We start from the raw sequence: 23,219 nt of genomic DNA, 5'->3' as shown, positions 1-23,219 counted from the left end.
TGGCTGAAGCCCAGGGGAGGAAACATGTCTCAAGCACAAGAATTCGAAAAAGTTCTATCGAGCAGCGACACAAGCGTCGCCGCGTTCGACGAGCATAAATCGGCCGTCAAGCGCGCCCAGCATTTCCTGCATTCCACGCCGGCAGCGGTGCCGCTGATCGTGCTGGTTCTCGCGATAATTATCTTCGGCATCACCATCGGCGGGCGTTTTTTTTCATCCTATACGCTGACGCTGATCCTTCAGCAGATCGCCATTGTCGGCATTCTGGGCGCCGCGCAGACCCTGGTCATCCTGACCGCCGGCATCGACCTGTCGATTGGCGTGATCATGGTGATTTCGGCTGTGATCATGGGCAATTGCGCGGTCAGCTACGGTATGCCGGCCGTGCTCGCGGTGGCAATCGGGCTTGTCGCTGGTGGCGCATGCGGCCTGCTCAACGGGGTGCTGGTCGCCTACATGAAGCTGCCGCCCTTCATCGTGACGCTAGGCACCTGGAACATCGTCATGGCCACCAACTTCATCTACTCGGCCAATGAGACCATCCGCGACACCGACGTCGACGTTCAGGCGCCTCTGCTGCACCTGTTTGCCTTGAGCTTCAAGGTCGGCACGGCCGTGCTGACGCTTGGCGTCATTGCCATGGTCGTTCTCGTGTTGGTCCTCTGGTACGTGCTCAACCACACCGCGTGGGGCCGCCATGTCTACGCGGTTGGCGACGATCAGGAGGCCGCGAAACTGTCGGGCATCCAGACGAAGAAGGTGCTGGTGACGGTCTATGCCCTTGCCGGGCTGATCGCCGCCTTCGCAGCCTGGGTCTCCATCGGCCGCAATGGCTCGATCTCGCCTTCCGCCGCCGTGACCGACTACAATCTTCAGGCCATCACCGCGACGGTGATCGGCGGTATTTCGCTGTTCGGCGGGCGCGGCTCGATCCTCGGCACGCTGTTCGGCGCCATGATCGTCGGCGTCGTCTCGATGGGCCTCAACATGCTGGGCGCGGATCCGCAGTGGAAGGTGCTGCTCACCGGCGTGCTGATCATCGGCGCCGTGGCGATCGATCAATGGATCAGAAAGGTTTCGGCATAGCCATGACCCAGGAACCCATCCTCACCGCGCGCAGCCTGGTCAAGCGCTACGGTCGCGTCACCGCACTCGACAATGCCGATTTCGATCTCTATCCGGGCGAAATCCTTGCCGTCATCGGCGACAATGGCGCCGGCAAATCGTCGCTCATCAAGGCGATTTCCGGCGCGGTCGTGCCCGATGAAGGTGAGATCCGGCTTGAAGGCAAGCCCGTTGCCTTCAAGTCGCCGATGGAGGCCCGCGAGGCCGGCATCGAGACCGTCTACCAGAACCTGGCTCTGTCGCCGGCGCTGTCTATCGCCGACAACATGTTCCTCGGCCGCGAGATCCGCAAGCCGGGGTTCCTCGGCGAATGGCTGCGCATGCTCGATCGCCCGGCGATGGAAAAGCGCGCCCGCGACAAGCTCACGGAGCTTGGCCTGATGACCATCCAGAACATCAGCCAGGCCGTGGAAACGCTTTCCGGCGGCCAGCGTCAGGGTGTGGCGGTGGCGCGCGCCGCCGCCTTTGGCAGCCGGGTGGTGATCATGGATGAGCCGACGGCGGCACTTGGCGTCAAGGAGAGCCGCCGCGTCCTCGAATTGATCCTCGACGTGAAGAAGCGAGGCCTGCCGATCGTGCTGATTTCACACAACATGCCGCATGTCTTCGAGGTGGCGGATCGCATCCACATTCACCGGCTTGGCCGTCGCCTGTGTGTCATCGATCCCAAGCAGCATACGATGTCCGACGCCGTCGCCTTCATGACCGGCGCCAAGGTGCCGCCGGAAGCGGCGCTGGCAGCTTGAGCAAGAGCTTGAGGCCCATCGCCGAGGAACCCGAACGCGCTGTTTCCAAATGCCAAATTGCCGCAGGGCAACGCGGGTTTCGGTCGACTGAATCGATTGAACATCCGGTGGGATGCACTAGCATTGGCAGAGATGGTGAAAGCCGCATGATCCTGGCAACGTCACGAGAGGCAGCATGACGCGCGCGATGACAACCGAAGCTCCTCCGCCCACACTCGAAAACCCGGATCCCAAGACGCTCGCCGACGAAGTCTTGCAGGCCCTCAAATACAGGGTCGGCAAGGGCACCAACGTTGCAACCCAGTACGATTGGCTTACCGCCTCGATCAAGGTTGTGCGCGACCGCATCGTCGATCACTGGATGCAGGCGACCCAAGAGGCCTACGCCCAGCAGGAAAAGCGCGTCTATTACCTGTCGCTGGAATTCCTCATCGGCCGCCTGATGCGCGATGCCTTCTCCAATCTCGGCCTGATGGACAATATGCGCGAGGCGCTGTCGTCGCTTGGCGTCGACCTCGACATCATTGCAGCGCTCGAACCGGACGCTGCCCTTGGCAATGGCGGTCTTGGCCGGCTCGCCGCCTGTTTCATGGAAAGCATGGCTACCGTCGATATCCCCGCGCATGGCTACGGCATTCGCTATGCCAACGGCATGTTTCGGCAGGAGATTCATGACGGCTGGCAGGTGGAACTGCCCGAGACATGGCTCGATCACGGCAATCCCTGGGAGTTCGAACGCCGCGAGCGCTCCTTCGAGGTCGGCTTCGGCGGCTCGGTGGAATCGATCACCTCGAAGGACGGCAGGCTCGAGCGCCACGTCTGGAAGCCGACCGAACATGTTCTGGCCGTTGCTTACGATACGCCAGTGGTCGGCTGGCGGGCCAATCGCGTAAATACGCTGCGTCTGTGGTCCGGCATGCCGGTCGACCCGATCCTGCTCGACAAGTTCAACGCCGGCGATCACATCGGCGCGCTCGCCGAAAGCAACAAGGCCGATGCATTGTCGCGCGTCCTTTACCCGGCCGATTCCCACAAGGCCGGCCAGGAGCTGCGACTGAGGCAGGAGTATTTCTTCTCCACCGCCTCGCTGCAGGACATCGTCCAGCGTCATCTCAGCCAGTATGGCGACTTGCAATCGCTGCCCGACAAGGCGGCGATCCATCTCAACGACACCCATCCGGCGATCGCCGTAGCCGAGCTGATGCGCCTGTTGATGGATGTCCACGGCATGGATTTCGACCAGGCCTGGAGCATCACCAAGCGCACCTTCGGCTACACCAACCACACGCTGCTTCCCGAAGCGCTCGAAAGCTGGCCCGTGCCGCTGTTCGAGCGGCTGTTGCCGCGCCACATGCAGATCGTCTACGCCATCAACGCCGAAGTGCTGCTCGAGGCGCGCGCCTCCGACCAGTTCTCGGACGAGCAGATCAGCCGCATCTCGCTGATCCAGGAAAATGGCGATCGCCGCGTGCGCATGGGCAATCTGGCCTTCGTCGGCTCGCACTCGATCAACGGCGTCTCGGCCCTGCACACGGAATTGATGAAGGAGACGGTGTTTGCCGATCTCCACAGGCTCTACCCGGACCGCATCAACAACAAGACCAACGGGATCACACCGCGGCGCTGGCTGATCCAGTGCAATCCCGGCCTCACGACACTCACCCGAGAGGCGATTGGCGACGGCTTCCTCGACGACATCGACGAGATAAAGCGGCTCGATCCTTTCGCCGAGGACGCCGCCTTCCGCGACAAGTTCGCCGCCGTCAAACGGGCGAACAAGACGAGGCTTGCCAATCTTGTTGCCGACCGGCTCGGCATCAAGGTGGACCCCTCGGCGCTGTTCGACATCCAGGTCAAGCGCATCCACGAATACAAGCGCCAGCTCTTGAACATTCTCGAAGCGGTCGCGCTTTACGACCAGATCCGCTCACATCCAGAGCGCGACTGGATGCCCCGCGTCAAATTCTTCGGCGGCAAGGCGGCGCCCAGCTATCACAATGCCAAGCTGATCATCAAACTTGCCAACGACGTCGCCCGTGTCATCAACCGCGACCCCGCGGTGCGCGGCTTGCTGAAAGTGGTGTTCGTGCCGAACTACAATGTCAGCCTGGCCGAGATCATGATGCCGGCCGCCGATCTTTCGGAGCAGATATCGACCGCCGGCATGGAAGCCTCCGGGACCGGCAACATGAAGTTCGCGCTGAACGGTGCGCTGACCATCGGCACGCTCGACGGCGCCAATGTCGAGATCAAAGAATGCGTCGGCGACAACATCTTCATCTTCGGCCTGACCACAGAGGAAGTCGCCGAGCGGCGCAACAATGGTTATGATCCGCGCGCCGTGATCGAGGGCTCGCCCGAATTGGCGCAGGCCCTGTCGGCGATTTCATCGGGCGTCTTCTCACCTGACGATCCGGACCGTTATCGCGACCTGATCAACGGTCTTTACCAGAGCGACTGGTTCATGGTCGCCGCGGATTTCGATGCCTACGCCGCCACCCAGCGCGACGTCGATGCCGTCTGGCGCAACAGCCCGGACTGGTACGCCAGGGCGATCCGCAATGTCGCCCGCGTCGGCTGGTTCTCGTCCGACCGCACGATCCGCCAATATGCGAAAGACATCTGGCACGTGCCCGCCTGATGTGATTGCATGAGACCAGGAACAATGTGGCCCTAGTGGAGTGATTTGACCTTCGCATCCCTTGGAAGGTCAGGCGGCCTGCGACTGTCGAATTCAAAACTTCACTAGAAACACACTTGGGCCCGAGGAGGGACACTGCCCGATGAGCAAGCCGCGCGCGACCGTTGCGACAAGCGGGCCGGACGGACTGGCGCAAACCAGCGATGTCGCGGCGATTGTCGCGGGCACGCACGGCGACCCGTTTGCCGTGCTCGGAGTGCATGAGGCAGGGAAGGGATTTGTCGCCCGTTGCTTTGTTCCTCATGCCGAGTCCGTCACTGCCTACACGCTGACCGGCAAGAAGGCTGGCGAGCTGTCGAGACGCGACGATCGCGGTTTCTTCGAAGGCAAACTGTCGCTGCGCAAACGCCAGCCGCTGCGCTACCACGCCAGGAACGCCGGCGGTGACTGGTGGCTGACCGATCCATATTCCTTCGGCCCCGTGCTCGGTCCGCTAGACGATTATTACATCGCCGAAGGATCGCATCTCAGGCTGTTCGACAAGCTCGGCGCCCATCTCATAGACCATGAAGGTGCATCGGGCGTACATTTTGCGGTGTGGGCGCCCAATGCACGGCGTGTCTCGGTGGTCGGCGACTTCAACGAGTGGGACGGCCGCAGGCATACCATGCGCGTCCGCCGCGACACCGGCATCTGGGAGCTGTTCATTCCCGACATCGGCGCAGGCCGCCCGTATAAGTATGAAATCATCGGGCCGGATGGCGTGAGATTGCCGCTCAAAGCCGATCCGTTCGCCTTCAAGTCCGAACTGCGCCCGGCCACCGCCTCGGTGACGGCTTTGCCGCCGGCGCATGAATGGGGTGACGAGGCGCACCGGAACTACTGGCGCAATGCCGACCACAGGCGCGAAGCCGTATCGATCTACGAGGTCCATGCCGGGTCATGGCGGCTTCACGACGACGGCAGCTTCCTGTCGTGGGATGAGCTCGCCGACAGGCTGATCCCTTACGTGGTCGAGACCGGTTTTACCCACATCGAATTCATGCCGATCTCCGAACACCCTTATGACCCGTCCTGGGGCTACCAGACGACGGGTCTTTATGCGCCGAGCGCCCGCTTTGGCGATCCGGACGGTTTTGCCCGCTTCGTCGACGGCGCCCACCGTGCAGGCATCGGCGTCATCCTCGACTGGGTGCCGGCGCATTTCCCTGTTGACGAACACGGTCTGGCAAAGTTCGACGGTACCGCGCTCTACGAACATGCCGATCCGCGCAAGGGCTTCCATCCCGACTGGAACACAGCGATCTATAATTTTGGGCGCCGCGAAGTGATTTCGTTCCTGGTCAACAATGCGCTGTTCTGGGCCGAGAAATATCACGTCGACGGATTGCGCGTCGATGCGGTCGCCTCGATGCTTTATCTCGATTATTCGCGCAAGGCCGGCGAATGGATCCCCAACGAGAAGGGCGGGCGCGAAAACCTCGAGGCGGTCAGCTTCCTGCAGCGCATGAACAAGGAAGTCTACGGCCACCATCCGGGCGTGATGACCATCGCCGAAGAATCGACCTCGTGGCCGAAAGTCTCGCAGCCGGTGCATGAAGGCGGGCTGGGCTTCGGCTTCAAGTGGAACATGGGCTTCATGCACGACACTCTGGAGTATTTTTCCAAGGAGCCGATCTTCCGCAAGCATCACCACAACGACATCACCTTCGGCCTGGTCTACGCCTTCAGCGAGAATTTCGTGCTGCCGCTGTCCCATGACGAGGTGGTGCACGGCAAGGGCACGCTGCTCAACAAGATGGCCGGCGACGACTGGCAGAAATTCGCGACGCTGCGCGCCTATTACGCCTTCATGTGGGGTTATCCCGGCAAGAAGCTGTTGTTCATGGGCCAGGAGTTCGCGCAGCGCCGCGAGTGGAGCGAGGCGCGCGCGCTCGACTGGAACCTGCTCGATTTCCGGCTCCACCGCGGCGTCTGGCAGACGGTGCGCGACCTCAACTATCTCTACCGCTCGCGCCCGGCGCTGCATGCCCGCGACTGCGAGCCGGAGGGCTTTTCCTGGCTGATCGTCGACGACAGCGCGAACTCGGTCTTTGCCTGGCTGCGCAGCGCGCCGGGCGGCAACCCGGTCGCCGTCATTTCCAACTTCACGCCGGTGCCGCGCGACAATTATCGCGTGCCGTTGCCGCAGGCCGGAAAATGGCGCGAGATCATCAACACCGATGCCACGGATTATGGCGGTTCCGGCATGGGCAATAGCGGCGGCGTCGAGGCTCAGGCGGAAGGAGGAGGCATTTCGGCGACGATGCTTTTGCCGCCGCTGTCGACAATCATGCTCGAATTCGTCCCAGACTAAGCTATGTCTGGAGTATCTAACCTGGGAGGATAAGAATGGCTGAAATAAAACGAACCCAGCCGCTGGCACGCGACGCCATGGCTTATGTGCTGGCCGGCGGCCGTGGCAGCCGGCTCAAGGAACTGACCGACCGCCGTGCCAAGCCGGCGGTCTATTTTGGCGGCAAGACCCGCATCATCGATTTCGCGCTCTCCAATGCGCTCAATTCCGGTATCCGCCGCCTCGGCGTCGCCACCCAATACAAGGCGCATTCGCTGATCCGCCACCTGCAGCGCGGGTGGAACTTCCTGCGGCCCGAGCGCAACGAGAGCTTCGACATCCTGCCGGCCAGCCAGCGTGTGTCGGAAACGCAATGGTACGAGGGCACCGCCGACGCCGTTTACCAGAACATCGACATCATCGAGGCCTATGGGCCGGAATACATGGTCATCCTGGCCGGCGACCATGTCTACAAGATGGACTACGAAATGATGCTGCGCCAACATGTCGAGGCCGGCGCCGACGTCACCGTCGGCTGCCTCGAAGTGCCACGCATGGAAGCTACCGGCTTCGGCGTCATGCATGTCGATCCCAAGGACACCATCATCTCCTTCATCGAAAAGCCCGCCGATCCGCCGGGCATTCCCGACAAACCGGATTTTGCGCTGGCCTCGATGGGAATCTATGTGTTCAAGACCAAGTTCCTGATGGAGCAGTTGCGTCGCGACGCGGCAGAGCCCGGCTCGAGCCGCGACTTCGGCAAGGACATCATCCCCTACATCGTCGAGCACGGAAAGGCGATCGCCCATCGCTTCGCCAAATCCTGCGTGCGCTCGACCGCCGAGAACGAGGCCTATTGGCGCGACGTCGGCACGGTCGACGCCTATTGGGAGGCCAATATCGACCTGACCGACATCACGCCGGAACTCGACCTCTACGACCGCGACTGGCCGATCTGGACTTATGCCGAGTTGAAGCCGCCGGCAAAGTTCGTGCATGACGAGGATGGCCGCCGCGGGTCGGCCGTGTCGTCTCTCGTGTCGGGCGATTGCATCGTTTCGGGCGCTTCGCTGAAGCGAAGCCTGATCTTCACCGGCGCGCGCATCAATTCCTATTCGACACTGGAGGAGGTCGTCATGCTGCCCGACGTCCATGTCGGCCGCAGCGCCAGGCTGAAGCGCGTAGTCATCGATCACGGCGTCAGGATTCCGGAGGGGCTGGTGGTCGGCGAGGATCCCGTCCTCGACGCCAAGCGTTTCCGCGTTTCGGAAAAAGGCATCTGCCTGGTCACGCAGGACATGATCAACAGGCTGGGATCGTAGTGCATGCAGGTTCTGTCGGTGGCGCCCGAGATCTTTCCGCTGGTCAAGACCGGAGGGCTCGCCGACGTAACCGGCGCCTTGCCCATGGCATTGGCCGGCAAGGGCGTCACCATGCGCACGCTCGTCCCCGGCTACCCGCAGGTGATAGGCGCCTTCAAGAAAAAGAAGGCGGTTCAGCAATATCCGTTGCTGCAGGGCGGCAAGGCGTCGGTGCACGCCGTCCAGATCGCCGGCCTCGACCTGTTCGTGCTCGACGCGCCGCATCTTTTCGACCGCCCCGGCGGTCCATACGGCAACGCGACCGGCGCCGACTGGCCGGACAATTGGCGGCGGTTCGCTGCCTTGAGCCAGGTAGGCGGCGACATCGCCGGGGGCTCCATCTCGGGCTACCTGCCCGATATCGTCCATGCCCATGACTGGCAGTCGGCAATGACGCTCGCCTACATGCGCTACGGCAAGGCGGTCGGCACGCCGTCGATGATCACCGTGCACAACCTCGCCTTCCAGGGCCAGTTCGGCGCCAGCATCTTTGGCGAGCTTGGCCTGCCGGCGGCGGCGATGGCGCTCGACGGCGTCGAATATTACGGCGGCGTCGGCTTCCTCAAGGCCGGCCTGCAGGCCGCCTGGGCGATCACCACGGTCAGCCCGACCTATGCGCAGGAAATCCGTTTGCCCGAATTCGGCATGGGCCTCGACGGCCTGATCAACATGCGCTCCGTCGATCTCCATGGCATCGTCAACGGCATCGATACCGAGATATGGAATCCGGAAACCGACAAGCATCTGGTCTCCAACTACACGGCAAAGACGCTTAAGGCGCGAATGCCCAATAAGGCCGCGGTCGAGGACCGTTTCAGCCTCGATCGCGATGACAGCCCGATCGTCTGCGTCGTCAGCCGGCTGACCTGGCAAAAGGGCATGGACATATTGGCTGCTGCCGTCGACGGCATCGTCGCGGCAGGTGCACGGCTGGCAATCCTTGGGTCTGGCGACGCTGGGCTGGAAGGCGCGTTGCTTGCCGCCGCAGCCCGCCATCGTGGCCGCATCGGCGTCGTCGTCGGCTATGACGAGGGGCTCTCCCACACCATGCAGGGCGGCTGCGACGCCATCATCATCCCGTCGCGCTTCGAACCTTGCGGGCTGACGCAACTTTACGGCCTGCGCTATGGCTGCGTGCCGGTCGTCGCGCGCACCGGCGGCCTTGCCGACACGGTCATCGATGCCAACGAAGCCGCCATCTCGGCCGGCGTGGCGACCGGCTTCCAATTCGCGCCCGCCAATGCAGGCGCCTTGCTGCACGCCGTCCGCCGCCTTGTCGAGGCGCATGCCAATCCCGCGGTGTGGACGTCGATGCAGCGGCAAGGCATGAAGGCCGACGTTTCGTGGGACAAAAGCGCCGAAAAATATGTTCAACTCTATCGCTTGCTGCTTTCGAAAAGGGCTGCCTGACTGATGATCCGCACCGTCGCCACCAAACCCTATCCCGACCAGAAACCCGGCACCTCCGGGCTGCGCAAGAAAGTCCCGGTGTTCCAGCAGGAGCACTATGCCGAGAACTTCATCCAGTCGATCTTCGACGCGCTGGATGGATTCGATGGCAAAACCCTGGTGATCGGCGGCGACGGCCGCTTTTATAACCGCGAGGTCATCCAGAAGGCCATCGCCATGGCCGCGGCAAACGGCTTCGGCAAGGTGATGGTCGGGCAGGGCGGCATCTTGTCGACGCCGGCCGCTTCGCATGTAATCCGCAAATACAAGACCTTCGGCGGCATCATCCTGTCGGCCAGCCACAATCCGGGTGGCCCACATGAGGATTTCGGGATCAAGTACAATGCCGGCAACGGCGGCCCGGCGCCGGAAAAGCTGACCGACGCGATCTTCGAAAAAACCAAGGCGATTTCAAGCTTCAAGATCGCCGATATCGGGCCGGTCGACATCGACACGATCGGCACGGTCAAGGCGGCTGACATGACCGTCGAAATCATTGATCCGGTTGCCGACTATGCCGATCTGATGGAAAGCCTGTTCGATTTCAAGGCCTTGCGGGCGCTGTTCAAATCGGGCTTCCGCATGCGCTTCGACGCCATGCATGCGGTGACAGGCCCCTACGCCAAGGAGATCCTCGAAAACCGGCTCGGCGCGCCGAACGGCACCGCCCGCAATTTCATTCCGCTGCCGGATTTCGGCGGCCACCATCCCGATCCCAATCTGGTGCATGCAAAACACCTCTACGACGAGATGATGGGCCCGGATGCGCCCGACTTTGGCGCCGCCTCGGATGGCGATGGCGACCGCAACCTGATCATCGGCAAGGGCATTTTCATCACCCCGTCGGATTCGCTGGCGATGCTCGCCGCCAACGCCCATCTGGCGCCGGGCTACAAGGCCGGGCTGAAAGGCATAGCCCGTTCGATGCCGACCAGCGGTGCTGCCGACCGCGTCGCCGAAAAGCTCGGCATCGGCATCTATGAAACGCCGACCGGCTGGAAATTTTTCGGCAATCTGCTCGACGCCGGCATGGCAACGATCTGCGGCGAGGAGAGTGCGGGGACCGGCTCCAACCATGTACGCGAAAAGGACGGCCTGTGGGCCGTGCTTTTGTGGCTCAACATCCTTGCCGTGCGCGGCGAAAGCGCCAAGCAGATCGTTACCCAGCATTGGGCAGCCTACGGCCGTAACTACTACTCGCGGCACGATTACGAGGAGGTCGAGACCGACCGTGCTAATGCGCTCGTCGACGAACTGCGCGCCAAGCTCGGCTCGCTGCCTGGCACCGGCGTGCGCGGCATGACGATCGCCAGCGCCGATGATTTCGCCTATCACGATCCGGTCGACGGCTCGGTCAGCAAGAACCAGGGCATCAGGGTGTTGTTCGAAGGTGGCTCACGCGTCGTCTTCCGCCTGTCCGGCACCGGCACCTCGGGCGCGACACTGCGGCTTTATGTCGAGCGCTACGAGCCGGACAAGAACCGCCACGATCTCGACACCCAGGAGGCGCTTGCCGACCTGATCGCGGCGGCCGACGACATCGCCGGGATTCGCAGCCATACCGGTCGCGCCAAGCCGAGCGTGATTACGTGACTTTGGTTGACAGCCGGCCGTCTGAGTTCGGCCTGCGTTGCGAGGCTCCCCCTTCTCCCCTTGTGGGAGAAGGTGGCCGAGCGAAGGTCGGTCGGATGAGGGGTGTTCCAGCTTGGCGCATACCTTTGCACAAATCGCCCATGCCTCGTTTCTTCCAGCACCCCTCATCCGTCTCGGCGCTGCGCGCCGGTCCACCTTCTCCCACAAGGGGAGAAGGAGACGCCGTATGAGCCAACTCGGCGCAACCATCACCAAAGAAGGCATCCGCTTCGCCGCATGGTCCTCGTCGGCTCGGCGCATCTGGGTCTCGATCTTCGACCAGCGCGGCAACCGCGAAATCGACCGGCTGCAACTCCAGTCGGAAGGCGAGGGTGTGCACGCGCTTTTTGTTGCCGGTCTCGCCGCCGGCACCCGATACGGGTTCCGCGCCGATGGCGACTACGCGCCGGAGCAGGGCCTTTGGTTCGATCCCGACAAGCTGCTGGCCGATCCCTACGCCGTCGAGATCGACAGGCCTTATGCCTATGACGGCCGACTGGCCGCGCGCCGGGGCGAGGGGGCCGACACCGCGCCGCTGATGCCGAAGGCCGTTGCCGGCGCCTTGCCGAAGCCGCTGCCTGCCTTGCCGCCGCTGTTTCGGCCCGGCGGCCTAATCTACGAAGTGCCGGTACGCGCCTTCACAAAGCTGCATAAGGACATCCCCGAGAAGCAGCGCGGCACCATTGCAGCTCTCGCTCACCCCCTTGTTATAGAGCATCTGCAAAAACTCGGTGTTGCAGCCGTTGAGTTGATGCCAGTGACGGCGTCGATCGACGAACGGCATTTGCCGCCGCTCGGGCTGCGCAACGCCTGGGGTTATAATCCCGTGACCTTCATGGCGCTCGATCCGCGACTGGCGCCCGGCGGTCCGGCCGAGTTGCGCGGAACGGTCGCCGCGCTGCGCGAGGCCGGCATCGGCACGATTCTCGACCTGGTGTTCAATCACACCGGCGAAAGCGACCGGCTAGGCCCGACATTGTCGCTGCGCGGCCTCGACAGCCGCGCCTACTACCGGCACGAGGCCGACGGCGCTCTGGTCAATGACACCGGAACTGGCAATACGGTGGCCTGCGACCATCCGGTCGTCCGGGACATGGTCCTCGACACGCTTCGCCACTTTGTCCAGCGCGCTGGTGTCGACGGATTCCGCTTCGACCTGGCGCCGATCCTCGGCCGCCGCGACGGCGTTTTCGACGCCGATGCGCCGCTGCTGAACGCCATTCGCAACGACCCTGTTCTTGGCGACCGGGTGCTGATCGCCGAGCCTTGGGATGTCGGACCGGATGGCTATCAGCTCGGCAATTTTCCGCCGCCCTTCCTAGAATGGAACGACAGATACCGTGACGATATCCGCCGCTTCTGGCGCGGCGACGGCGGCATGATCGGTGCGCTGGCGACGCGGCTTGCCGGTTCGTCCGACGTCTTTTCCAAAGCAGGCCAGACAACGAGCCGAAGCCTCAATTTCATCGCTGCGCATGACGGCATGACGCTGGCCGATATCGTTGCCTACGAGCACAAGCACAACGAGGCCAACGGCGAACAGAACCGCGATGGTCACGATGACAACCTGTCCTGGAACAATGGCGTCGAGGGCGAGACTGACGACCAGTCAATCGTTACGGCCCGTTTCGATGACCAGTGCGCGCTGCTGGCGACGCTCTTTGCCTCGCGCGGCACGATCATGCTGACGGCCGGAGACGAGTTCGGCCGCACGCAGCGCGGCAACAACAACGCCTACGCGCAGGACAATGACATTACCTGGCTCGACTGGTCCGGGCGCGACCGGGCGCTGGAGCGGTACACGGCTCTGCTCGCCAAGATGCGTCGTGCCGCGCCGGCGCTTTCGGACACCAACTTCCTGACCGGAGAGCTGCCAGCCGGCTCGCGAATACCTGACGTCGCCTGGCTGACGGAAACCGGCGTGCCGCTCGATGAAGCAGCCTGGCACGATGCCAGGCGACATCGGCTGGTCATGGTTCTCGGTAGCGGTGAGAACAGTCGCCTTGCGGTGGTCATCAATGGCGACCGCCGAGCCTGCGTGTTTACGCTGCCGGAACGGGCGGGTTTTCATTGGCGCCCAGCCATCGAACCGGACACTGGCGACATCTCACGGCCGGTGCCTGGGCGAACGGTCATGTTCATCATCGAAAGCAGGACAGCGCCGGCGGGCGCAGGGGGAAGCCATGATGGCTGACAATGCCGAATGGTGGCGCGGCTGCGTCATCTACCAGATCTACCCGCGCTCCTTCCAGGACACGACAGGCGACGGCAGCGGCGATCTCAGCGGCATCACCTCGAGGCTGGCCCATGTCGCATCGCTCGGTGTCGACGCAGTCTGGCTGTCGCCTTTCTTCAAGTCACCAATGGCCGATATGGGTTACGACGTTTCGGATTACTGCGCCGTCGATCCGATGTTCGGCACATCAGAGGACTTCGACGCGCTGGTTGCCGAGGCACACCGGTTGGGCTTGAAGGTGATCATCGATCAGGTCCTGTCGCACTCATCGGATCGGCACGAATGGTTCGTCGAAAGCCGCACGAGCCGCGACAACCCCAAGGCCGACTGGTACGTCTGGGCCGATGCGAAGCCCGACGGCACCGCCCCCAATAACTGGCTGTCGCTCTTCGGCGGACCCGCCTGGGAGTGGGATGCGACGCGCAGGCAATATTACCTGCACAATTTCCTCGCCTCGCAGCCGGACCTGAATTTCCACAACCCGCAGGTGCAGGACGCCTTGCTGGAAACGGTGCGGTTCTGGCTCGAGCGCGGCGTCGACGGTTTCCGGCTGGATACGGTCAACTATTACGTGCACGACCGCTGGCTGCGCAGCAACCCGCCTTTGGCGGAAAGCGTCGCCGGCACCAATACGGCAACCAGCCCCTATCTCTATCAGGAGCATCTGTTCGACAAGAGCCAGCCGGAAAACCTTGCTTTTCTCAAGCGCTTCCGGGCCTTGCTTGACGAATATGAAGGCCGCGTCGCTGTCGGCGAGATTGGCGACGAAACTCGTTCCTTGCAGACACTCGCCGCCTATACCGGCGGTGGCGACAAGCTCCAAATGTCCTACACCTTCGATCTGCTCGGCCCGCAATTCTCGGCGTCGCATGTGCGTGGCTGTGTCGAGGCCTTCGAGAGTAAGGTGTTCGACGGCTGGGTTTGCTGGGCGTTCTCCAACCACGATGTCGTGCGCCATGTCAGTCGATGGACAAGGCCGGGCGGCGATCCGCACAGGGTGGCGAAATTCTCGATCGTGCTGCTTTCCTGCTTGCGCGGATCGATCTGCCTTTACCAGGGCGAAGAACTTGGGCTGGAGGAGGCCGAACTGGCGTTCGAGGATTTGCGCGATCCCTTCGGCATCCGCTTCTGGCCGGCAATCAAGGGGCGGGATGGGTGCCGAACGCCGATGGTCTGGGAGGCTGGCGCCAACAATGCCGGCTTTTCGACCGGCAAGCCGTGGCTTCCGGTCCCGGCAAGCCATCGCGCCCGGGCGGTCGACGTCCAGAATGGCGAGCAAACCTCCGTCCTGGCGAGCTACCGGGCGATGCTGGCCTTGCGCAAGCAGCATCCGGCGCTGGTTCGAGGCTCGATCCGGTTCCTCGATGCCGAAGGCGACGTCCTTGCTTTCATTCGCGAAGGCGGTGACGAAAAGCTGCTGTGTGTCTTCAATTTCGCCGACGAGCCGGCCGGCTGGCTATTGCCACCGGATCTGGAAGCGATTGAGCCGAGAGATCTTGGCGGTGCTGCCGGCGTCTTGCAGGAAAGAATTCTGTCGCTGCCGCCGCTGGGCTGCTTCCTCGGCCAGATCGGCTGAGCCCTATTTCATCATCTTATTGAACAAGCACGGAGCGCCCGCAAGTAGCGCCGACAACCCGCACATCGGCCTCGCCGACATGCACGCCGACAGCCGCAAGCACGTTGTAGACCAGTGCGTCGACCGGCGCCGTCACGCCGTTCAGAACCGTTACCACCGCCGGCTTAACCGTTCCGAGCAGGGCCGTCACATCCAGCCCGAGGCCCAATGCATTGACGGAGAGCGAGAGGCCGCTGACCAGCGATGTCGTGAGCGATTGCGTCAGGTTTTTCGTGGCGACAGTTTTTATCGTCTTGTTGGCGATATCGGTGCTGTCGAAGGTCAATGTGGTCGGATCGTTGTTGGTGATGGCAAGTGATGAAGAACCCTTCACATCGAGCAGATTGAGGGTTAGCAGCAGAAGTTTCACGCTTACCTGGGCAATTGTGGTGTCGGAGAACGATTGCGGATTGCTGAAATCGGCGAAGGCCGATGGATTGTTGTCGGCGTCGCTGGCGGCAAGGTGCAGCGAGGCCACGCCAGGCTGCGCGGCGATCGACACCTTGATGCTATCCGGCCGGCCAGTCGGGCAACTGATGTCAGTCAGCTTGGCTTCCGCATAGGCGACTTCGACATGCAGAGGCAGATTGACGGACAGTAGACTGATGCCGCCGCCGAGATTGGAATTGCCGATGCCGACTGTGGTGACCAGCTTGATTCGTGTCTGCGCGGTGCGCACCACGGTGCCTTTTTCACCTACGGCCAGCCAGGGTGAATATTGCAACGGTTCACCGATGGCGATGGCGAGCGTAGTGGAGGTAAGTCCCGGAATAGTGGCGCCGAGATCGACCTGGACCTGGTTTGAGCCATTGGCCAGCGAGGCGGCGGCACCCAGCATGCCCATCGCGCTTGCGTCGACGGAAAAGCCGGGAGACTTTTGCCCGAGGCCGAGCTTACCGATCGGGCCAAGATCGATAAGATGACTGAGGGGTATCTTGACCGTGTTCGTGGCCCTTGACGCGATCGTCTGCAGCACAAGTTTGCTGGCGCTGCCCGACCCGGACGCATTGGCCATGGCGGTCGCGATCTGGCCTACCGTCGCTTTTGACGCCAGCACGTCGGCATAGCTGACACCTGTCAGTTGCAACTGTACGGCGAGGGCATCGACGAACGAAAGCACGTTGACGTCGGCCGAGATCAGCGCGTTGTAGTCCATGACGCTGAGCGAGATGTTGCCGCCCAGCAACTTGCTTAGAAGCGCGTTAAGGATGCCACCATTGACGCTGAGGAGCCTTGACCCGACCGAGAACATCGCTTGCGGGGTCACGCTGGCAATGGCTTCGGTGCCGATAACCGGAGTAGGGATGAGCGAACTGGCGAAATACCGGGCGGGGATTTTGTGCAGAGTGACGCGAACGGCGTTGTACGGCGTTTTACCGGCTTCGAAGCGCTTGTCGACACCAACGGAGGAAGCCGCTGAGTATCGACCGCCGGTGACGGACACGACGGTTTTCCCAGCCGTGGGGACGATTGTCTGACCTGGCTTTTGAACAATGATGCCGGGCATTCGGTTGTCACTGAGCGTGGTTACTGCCGCGGCTTCCATATTGTTGATGTTCGACGCCGCGGTGATCGCCGCCAGATCCGTCATCGCCTGGGCTTCCCTGCGCTCCGTGTAGATCGAACCTTCGTCGACGGCGAAGGCGGCAAGCCCCAGGGCGAATGGCGCTATCAGCGCCGTCATGACGGCAAAGTTCGCCTTCTCGTCGCCAACCAGCGAGCGAGCGATCCGCCCGATGCCCCTCAGCAAGAACTGCGACATTCAAATGCCTCCAATCCTTATGGTCGACCTGCGTGAGATCGTGGTTTGCGGCATCGCAAGGCTCGGTAACAGGTTCCAGATCGGCAGGTTGCTCGCATCGTACTGGATCGACACGACGAACTGATTTCCATCGGCCGTGCTGTCCGTCGCCTGATATGTCAGCTTGCCGGAATCGACGAACGGGTATCCACTGGCATTGTTTTTGACGAAACTCGCCACCAGCGCCTGGCGCTCGGTTTGGTTCAATCCGGCAATCGCAGTGCGGGCGGCATCGGCGGCGATCTGCTGTAAGGAGTTGCTTGCACCAAAATAGATACCGTATGCAACCATTCCGAGCAGGAGCAGGATGAAGACCGGTGAAAGCAGGGCAAATTCGATCGCGGAAGTTCCGGACTCATCTCCAATTTTGCGTAGATTTGTCCTTATTCGACACGTGTTTTTTGCCGCTAATGAGACAGCTTTACTGTCTGTCTTATCCATTGCCCTTGTCCACGGAACTTAAGAGGGATGTGCCGAACCCGTCCAAATATGTAACCCGTGGTTGACTAAGAACCAATTAAGACATTCCCGCAAACTGAAATGATCCGCCAGATTATCTCCCACGCACGGGCGTTTTCTGGGCGATGAAACGCAGCCAAGCCCATGGTTCGATCATTGATTGGCCGTTCGCAAGGCGACTATCCCGGCGCCTTACTTTGGGTGACCCCGAGAGACTGTTGAAATAAAAAATCTCCACGTTACTGTTTGGCCACCAGCTGCCGGAAAGGGAACCGGCTGCGCGCTCGAAAGGAACCAGCCAATCGGTTTCGGGGCGTCAACGCTTAGAGACGTGGCTGAAGGGCGACGTCATTAGGGAGAACTCCATGTTGAAACATGTGCTGAAGGCGACGGTACTCGCCACGACTATGGCCTTGGCCGCCGGTACGTTCTACACGCCGGCTTTCGCCGAGACCGTCTACAACCGCGGAGCCGCCGCCGAAGCGGAGACGCTCGATCCACACAAGACCTCGACGGTCTACGAAGCCGATATCATACGCGACCTGTTCCAGGGCCTCGTCATGCATGACCAGAAGACGAACCTCATTCCGGGTGCCGCCGAAAGCTGGACGGTCTCCGACGACGGCACTGTCTACACCTTCAAGCTGCGCAAGGACGGCCTCTGGTCGGATGGCAGCCCGGTGACGGCGGACGACTTCGTTTATTCGTTCCGTCGGCTGGAAGATCCGGCCACCGCTGCCGAATACGCTTCCATGCTCTATCCCGTGAAGGGTGCCGAGGAAGTCAACACCAAGAAGGGCAAGCCGGAGGATATGGGCGTCAAGGCGATTGACGCAAATACTCTCGAAGTCACGCTCAAGGCGCCAACGCCTTACTTCCTGGAGATGCTGACCCATCAGGCGACCTATCCGGTTAACAAGGCGTCCATCGAAAAGCTTGGCGCCGACTGGATCAAGGCAGGCAAGCTGGTCTCCAACGGGGCCTTTACAGCGGCGGAGTGGATTCCCAACGACCATCTGAAGCTGGTCAAGAATCCGAAATTCTGGGACGCCGCGAGCGTCAAGTTCGACGTGGTCAACTACGTCCCGACCGAGGATCGCTCGTCTGCGATGAAGCGGTTCGAGGCCGGCGAACTCGACAGTTACGGTGACCTGCCGACCGAACAACTCGCCGATCTCAAGGCCAAATTCGGCGACCAGGTCCGCGTCGGGCCATATCTCGGCATCTACTATTATGCGATCAAGACCGACAAGGCGCCGTGGGACAATGTCGAACTGCGCAACGCCATCTCTATGGCGATCGATCGCGACTTCCTGGCCGAAAAAGTCTGGCAGAATTCGATGCTGCCCGGCTATTCGATGGTACCTCCGGGCATCGAAGGCTACACGCCGGCACTGGCAAAATACGCCGACATGCCGCAGATCGACCGCGAAGATGAAGCCAAGAAAATCCTGGAGAAGCTCGGCTATACGCCCGAGCATCCGCTGAAGATGCAGATCCGCTACAACACTTCGGAGAACCACAAGAACACCGCTGTCGCCATCCAAGAACAGCTGAAGCCGCTCGGCGTCGAGGTCACGCTGCTCAACACCGACACCAAGACCCACTACTCCTTCCTCGAGCAAAAGGGTGACTATGATGTGGCGCGTGCCGCCTGGATCGCCGACTACAAGGATCCGGAAACCTTTCTCGGCATCTCTCGCAAGGCCAGCGGCAACAACTATTCGGTTTACAACAGTCCGAAATTCGAGGCAGCCATGGACGAGGCGGCCGCCGCGGGCGGCAAGCCCGAAGAGCGTATGAAGAAACTCGCCGAAGCCGAGCGCATCCTCGTCGACGACGTCGGCGAGATCCCGCTTCTCTACTACAGCTACCACGATATCGTTTCCTCGAAGCTGCATGGCTTCGACGACAATGTGATGGACATCCATCCGTCCCGCTTCATCAGCAAGGACTGATCCCTTAGCTGGGCCGCCGCGCAACTCAATGCGCGGCGGCGCTGGTTTGCCATCGCATCGGCCCGGGAACCGGAATAGATTTTCGGCAATGTCGGTGCGAAGATTTGAAGGCTAGAGCGCAATCGTCCAGCTGGACGCGCGCTCTGGATCAAGCGGGGCACCGATGCTGCGTTACGTATTCCGGCGGCTTCTGACCGCCATTCCGACGCTGTTCGTCATCGTGACCATAGCGTTCTTCCTGATACGTGTCGCGCCGGGCGGCCCGTTCAACCAGGAGCGGGGTCTGAGCCCCGAGATCAGGGCCAATCTCGAAGCCCAGTTCGGCCTCAATGATCCGCTCTGGTTGCAGTACGTCCACTATCTGGGCAATCTTCTGCGCGGCAATTTCGGTCCCAGCTACAACATGCCGGATTTTACCGTCGGCGAGTTGTTCAGGGAGGGCCTGCCGATCTCGATCCAACTCGGCGCTTCGGCACTCGTTCTGGCGCTGCTGCTCGGCAGCGTGCTCGGCACTGTTGCGGCGCTCAACCAGAATAAGCTTGCCGACTATTCGGTGATCGCGCTGGCGACCGCCGGCAGCACCATTCCGACCTTCGTCATCGCCCCGGTAATCCAGCTTGTATTCGGATTGACGTGGAAGCTGCTGCCGATCGGTGGCTGGGGCGATGGAGCCCTCATCAACAAGGTCGGCCCGGTGCTGACGCTCGCTCTGCCGCAGATCGCCATCGTTGCCCGCCTGATGCGCGGCTCGATGATCGAATCGCTGCACTCGCATCACATCCGTACTGCGCGCGCTCTCGGCCTGTCCGACTGGTCAGTCGTCGTCAAGCATGCGCTGCGCGGCGCCATCCTGCCGATCGTCTCCTTTACCGGTCCGGCAGCTGCAGCCCTTCTCACCGGCTCGATCATCGTCGAGACCATCTTCTCTATACCGGGCATCGGCCGCCATTTTGTCGTTGCCGCGCTCAACCGCGACTACACTCTGGTTATGGGGACGGTGGTGGTCATCGCGCTCTTCACTATTGTCTTCAACCTGATCGTCGACGTCCTCTATGGTGTCGTCGATCCGAGGGTGCGCTATGACTGATATCGCAGTTGCCGCACCGGTCGTCGGCCGATCCCTGTGGGGTGACGCCTGGGCGCGCCTCAAGGCCAATCGCGCGGCCATGTTCAGTCTGTATTATCTTGCATTCATCACCGTCATCAGTGTGTTTGGGCCCTATTTCGTGCCGCACCAGTATACCACCATCTATGCCGACTATGTGCGCACGCCGCCGAGCTTCTCCGCCTATCCGCAGGCCGACATGATCGAAGGCGCTCTCGATGAGGCGATCAGGCGTATGCGCGTCGACATCAAGGATTGGCGGCAGGAGGGCAGCCGTGTGTTCGTTACCGTCAGATCGTCCAAGCCGATCGACGACCGCAACATTCGCTACCTTGATCGTTCCGATACCTTTGATGACACAAAGATCGAGAGCAAATCGCCGGATGGTCTCGAAATGGTGATGAGTGCCTCGATCAAGCAGCAATATTTCCTGTTCGGCACCGACAACACCGGCCGCGATCTGCTATCGCGAACGCTGATGGCCGGGCGCATATCGCTGGCCATCGGATTGCTTGCCGGCATTGTGGCCGTGGTCATCGGCGTGCTCTACGGCGCCACCGCCGGCCTTGCCGGCGGCAGGGTCGACGAGGTGATGATGCGTGTCGTCGACGTGCTCTATTCTTTGCCGTTCATCTTCTTCGTCATCATGCTGGTTGTGTTTTTCGGCAGGAACTTCGTGCTAATGTTCCTGGCCGTCGGCGCGGTGCTGTGGCTCGACATGGCGCGTATCGTGCGCGGACAGGCGCTGTCGATCCGCCGGCAGGAATATGTCCAGGCGGCAGAGGCGATGGGCGTCGGACAGCGTGGCATTTTGCTGCGCCACGTCATCCCCAATTTGCTCGGGCCGGTGGTGATCTACATGACGCTGCTGGTGCCGCAGGTCATCATCCTGGAAAGCTTCCTGTCGTTCCTCGGGCTCGGCGTCCAGGAGCCGATGACAAGCTGGGGCGTGCTGATCTCGGTCGGCGCCCAGAACATCGGCTCGGCCAACTGGCTGCTTTTGTTCCCGGCATTCTTTCTCGTCTCGACGTTGTTCGCGTTGAATTTCGTCGGCGACGGCCTGCGCGACGCGCTCGACCCGAAGGATCGTTGAGAGATGGCTGCTTCCGAAACCATCCTCAGCGTCAAGGACCTTCGGGTCCGCTTCCGCACCCTCGACGGTGTGGTGGAGGCGGTGAAGGGCATCAATATCCACGTCAAATCAGGCGAGACCGTCGCCGTCGTCGGCGAATCCGGTTCCGGCAAGAGCCAGACGATGATGGCGGCGATGAGCCTGCTCGCCTCGAACGGCGAAGCCACCGGCACAGTCGATTATCGCGGCCGCAATCTTTTGAGCTTGAGCAAGCCCGAGCTCAACAAGATACGCGGCCGCAAGATCAGCATGATCTTCCAGGAGCCGATGACGTCGCTCGACCCGCTCTATTCGATCGGCAACCAGTTGATTGAGCCGATCCGCAAGCATCGCGGACTTGGCGCCGCCGCCGCGCGCGAGGAGGCGCTCAAGCTGCTGCGGCTGGTCCATATTCCCGATCCGGAGCGGCGGATGAAATCCTACCCGCACGAATTGTCGGGCGGTCAGCGCCAGCGCGTCATGATCGCCATGGCGCTGGCCAACGACCCCGACATACTGATCGCCGACGAGCCGACGACCGCGCTCGACGTCACCATCCAGGCGCAGATCCTCATGCTACTCGCCGAATTGCAGCGCAAGCTCGGCATGGCGATCGTCTTCATCACCCACGATCTCGGCATCGTCCGGCGCTTTGCCGATCGGGTCTATGTGATGCGCTATGGCGAGGTGGTCGAGGAGGGCGAGGCGGAAGCGATCTTCGCCAACCCGCAGCACGCCTACACCAAGATGCTACTTGCCGCCGAACCGACCGGCACCAAGGCGCCGCCGGCTCCGAATGCCCCTGTCCTGCTTGAAGGCAGGAACGTCGAGGTGACCTTCAAGATCGGCGGCGGATTTCTTGGCGGCGAGCCGCTGCTGCTGCGCGCCGTCGATCGCATTTCGATACGGCTGAAGCGCAACCAGACGATCGGCATCGTCGGCGAATCCGGCTCGGGAAAATCGACGCTCGGCCGCGCCTTGCTGCGGCTCCTGCCCAGCGACGGCATCATCCGGCTTGGCGACCGCGACATTTCCCACGCCGACCGCCAGGCAATGCGGCCGCTGCGGCGCGAATTACAGCTCGTCTTCCAGGATCCATTCGGCTCGCTGTCGCCACGCATGACCGTCGGCCAGATAATCACCGAGGGGCTGCTGGTCCACGAGCCCAATCTGTCGGGCAGGCAGCGCGATCTCCGCGCGGTCGACGCCTTGCTCGAAGTCGGGCTCGACCCGAACACGCGCAACCGCTATCCGCATGAATTCTCCGGCGGTCAGCGGCAGCGCATCGCCATTGCGCGCGCCATGATACTCAAGCCTAAAGTGGTGGTGCTGGACGAGCCGACCTCGGCGCTGGACCGCTCCGTGCAGAAGCAGATCGTCGAATTGTTACGCAAGCTGCAGGCCGACCACGAGCTGTCCTATCTGTTCATCAGCCACGATCTCGCCGTCGTGCGCGCCATGGCCGACTACATCATCGTCATGAAACAGGGCAAGATCGTCGAGGAGGGACCGGCCGAGGCGATCTTCAGCAATCCGCAGGCAACCTACACACAGACACTGATGGCCGCGGCCATCGATGTCACGCGATTTCGCCTGAGCGCATAGCGATTGGTCAGAACTGCGGCGGATAGTGGTTGTTTCGGGA

The 23,219-nt window shown here is 61.9% G+C and carries 15 protein-coding genes; 13 read left to right on the top strand and 2 right to left on the bottom strand.

The features are described 5' to 3' along the window. Positions 1-24: 24 nt before the first annotated feature. The 9 genes from NKH17_RS19925 to bglA all read left to right on the top strand — a co-directional run bounded on the left by NKH17_RS19925 (position 25) and on the right by bglA (position 15,101). Positions 25-1,086 carry an ABC transporter permease gene (locus tag NKH17_RS19925; protein ID WP_352479482.1) on the top strand — a complete coding sequence of 354 codons (1,062 nt, stop codon included), beginning with the start codon at positions 25-27 and terminating at the stop codon, positions 1,084-1,086. Between the two features lie 2 nt (positions 1,087-1,088). Further along, on the top strand, positions 1,089-1,871 hold the full coding sequence (locus NKH17_RS19920; RefSeq protein WP_254819893.1) for an ATP-binding cassette domain-containing protein: 783 nt from the start codon (positions 1,089-1,091) through the stop codon (positions 1,869-1,871). A 175-nt stretch (positions 1,872-2,046) separates the two neighbouring features. Next, positions 2,047-4,512, top strand: coding sequence for a glycogen/starch/alpha-glucan phosphorylase (locus tag NKH17_RS19915; RefSeq protein WP_352900073.1), 2,466 nt, complete (start codon positions 2,047-2,049; stop codon positions 4,510-4,512). Between the two features lie 142 nt (positions 4,513-4,654). Beyond that, complete coding sequence (gene glgB, locus NKH17_RS19910; protein WP_352900075.1) at positions 4,655-6,868, top strand: 1,4-alpha-glucan branching protein GlgB; 2,214 nt, start codon at positions 4,655-4,657, stop codon at positions 6,866-6,868. A 35-nt stretch (positions 6,869-6,903) separates the two neighbouring features. Then, positions 6,904-8,169: a glucose-1-phosphate adenylyltransferase gene (gene glgC, locus NKH17_RS19905; RefSeq protein ID WP_352805298.1), complete on the top strand. Its 1,266-nt coding sequence runs from the start codon at positions 6,904-6,906 to the stop codon at positions 8,167-8,169. Between the two features lie 3 nt (positions 8,170-8,172). Next, positions 8,173-9,618 (top strand): glycogen synthase GlgA, encoded by a 1,446-nt coding sequence (gene glgA, locus NKH17_RS19900; RefSeq protein ID WP_352900078.1) that lies wholly within the window; start codon positions 8,173-8,175, stop codon positions 9,616-9,618. A gap of 3 nt (positions 9,619-9,621) precedes the next feature. Then, positions 9,622-11,250: an alpha-D-glucose phosphate-specific phosphoglucomutase gene (locus NKH17_RS19895; RefSeq protein ID WP_352900080.1), complete on the top strand. Its 1,629-nt coding sequence runs from the start codon at positions 9,622-9,624 to the stop codon at positions 11,248-11,250. A 226-nt stretch (positions 11,251-11,476) separates the two neighbouring features. Beyond that, positions 11,477-13,483: a glycogen debranching protein GlgX gene (gene glgX, locus NKH17_RS19890; RefSeq protein ID WP_352900083.1), complete on the top strand. Its 2,007-nt coding sequence runs from the start codon at positions 11,477-11,479 to the stop codon at positions 13,481-13,483. After that, on the top strand, positions 13,473-15,101 hold the full coding sequence (bglA, locus tag NKH17_RS19885) for a beta-galactosidase BglA (RefSeq protein ID WP_352900086.1): 1,629 nt from the start codon (positions 13,473-13,475) through the stop codon (positions 15,099-15,101). The genes glgX and bglA overlap by 11 nt, the downstream gene beginning before the upstream one ends. Before the next feature lie 16 nt (positions 15,102-15,117). Here bglA and NKH17_RS19880 read toward each other — a convergent pair whose 3' ends face one another. Both NKH17_RS19880 and NKH17_RS19875 read right to left on the bottom strand, forming a co-directional pair. After that, positions 15,118-16,824, bottom strand: coding sequence for a pilus assembly protein TadG-related protein (locus NKH17_RS19880; protein WP_352900088.1), 1,707 nt, complete (start codon positions 16,822-16,824; stop codon positions 15,118-15,120). A gap of 78 nt (positions 16,825-16,902) precedes the next feature. Further along, entirely contained in the window at positions 16,903-17,382 is a 480-nt protein-coding gene (locus tag NKH17_RS19875; RefSeq protein ID WP_352479491.1) for a TadE/TadG family type IV pilus assembly protein, read from the bottom strand. A 383-nt stretch (positions 17,383-17,765) separates the two neighbouring features. Here NKH17_RS19875 and NKH17_RS19870 point away from each other — a divergent pair, with 383 nt between their 5' ends. The 4 genes from NKH17_RS19870 to NKH17_RS19855 all read left to right on the top strand — a co-directional run bounded on the left by NKH17_RS19870 (position 17,766) and on the right by NKH17_RS19855 (position 23,179). After that, entirely contained in the window at positions 17,766-19,358 is a 1,593-nt protein-coding gene (locus NKH17_RS19870; RefSeq protein WP_352900091.1) for a peptide ABC transporter substrate-binding protein, read from the top strand. A 163-nt stretch (positions 19,359-19,521) separates the two neighbouring features. Further along, positions 19,522-20,445, top strand: a complete 924-nt coding sequence (locus tag NKH17_RS19865; RefSeq protein ID WP_352479493.1) for an ABC transporter permease subunit — start codon at positions 19,522-19,524, stop codon at positions 20,443-20,445. Continuing rightward, positions 20,438-21,556 carry an ABC transporter permease gene (locus NKH17_RS19860; protein ID WP_254819905.1) on the top strand — a complete coding sequence of 373 codons (1,119 nt, stop codon included), beginning with the start codon at positions 20,438-20,440 and terminating at the stop codon, positions 21,554-21,556. Before NKH17_RS19865 ends, NKH17_RS19860 begins: the two co-directional genes overlap by 8 nt. 3 nt (positions 21,557-21,559) lie before the next feature. Next, positions 21,560-23,179, top strand: coding sequence for an ABC transporter ATP-binding protein (locus NKH17_RS19855; RefSeq protein WP_352479494.1), 1,620 nt, complete (start codon positions 21,560-21,562; stop codon positions 23,177-23,179). The last annotated feature ends 40 nt before the right edge of the window (positions 23,180-23,219 follow it).

The organism is Mesorhizobium sp. M1334 (genome assembly GCF_040317995.1).
GTDB lineage: Bacteria > Pseudomonadota > Alphaproteobacteria > Rhizobiales > Rhizobiaceae > Mesorhizobium.
This window is presented reverse-complemented; position numbering and strand designations above follow the sequence as displayed.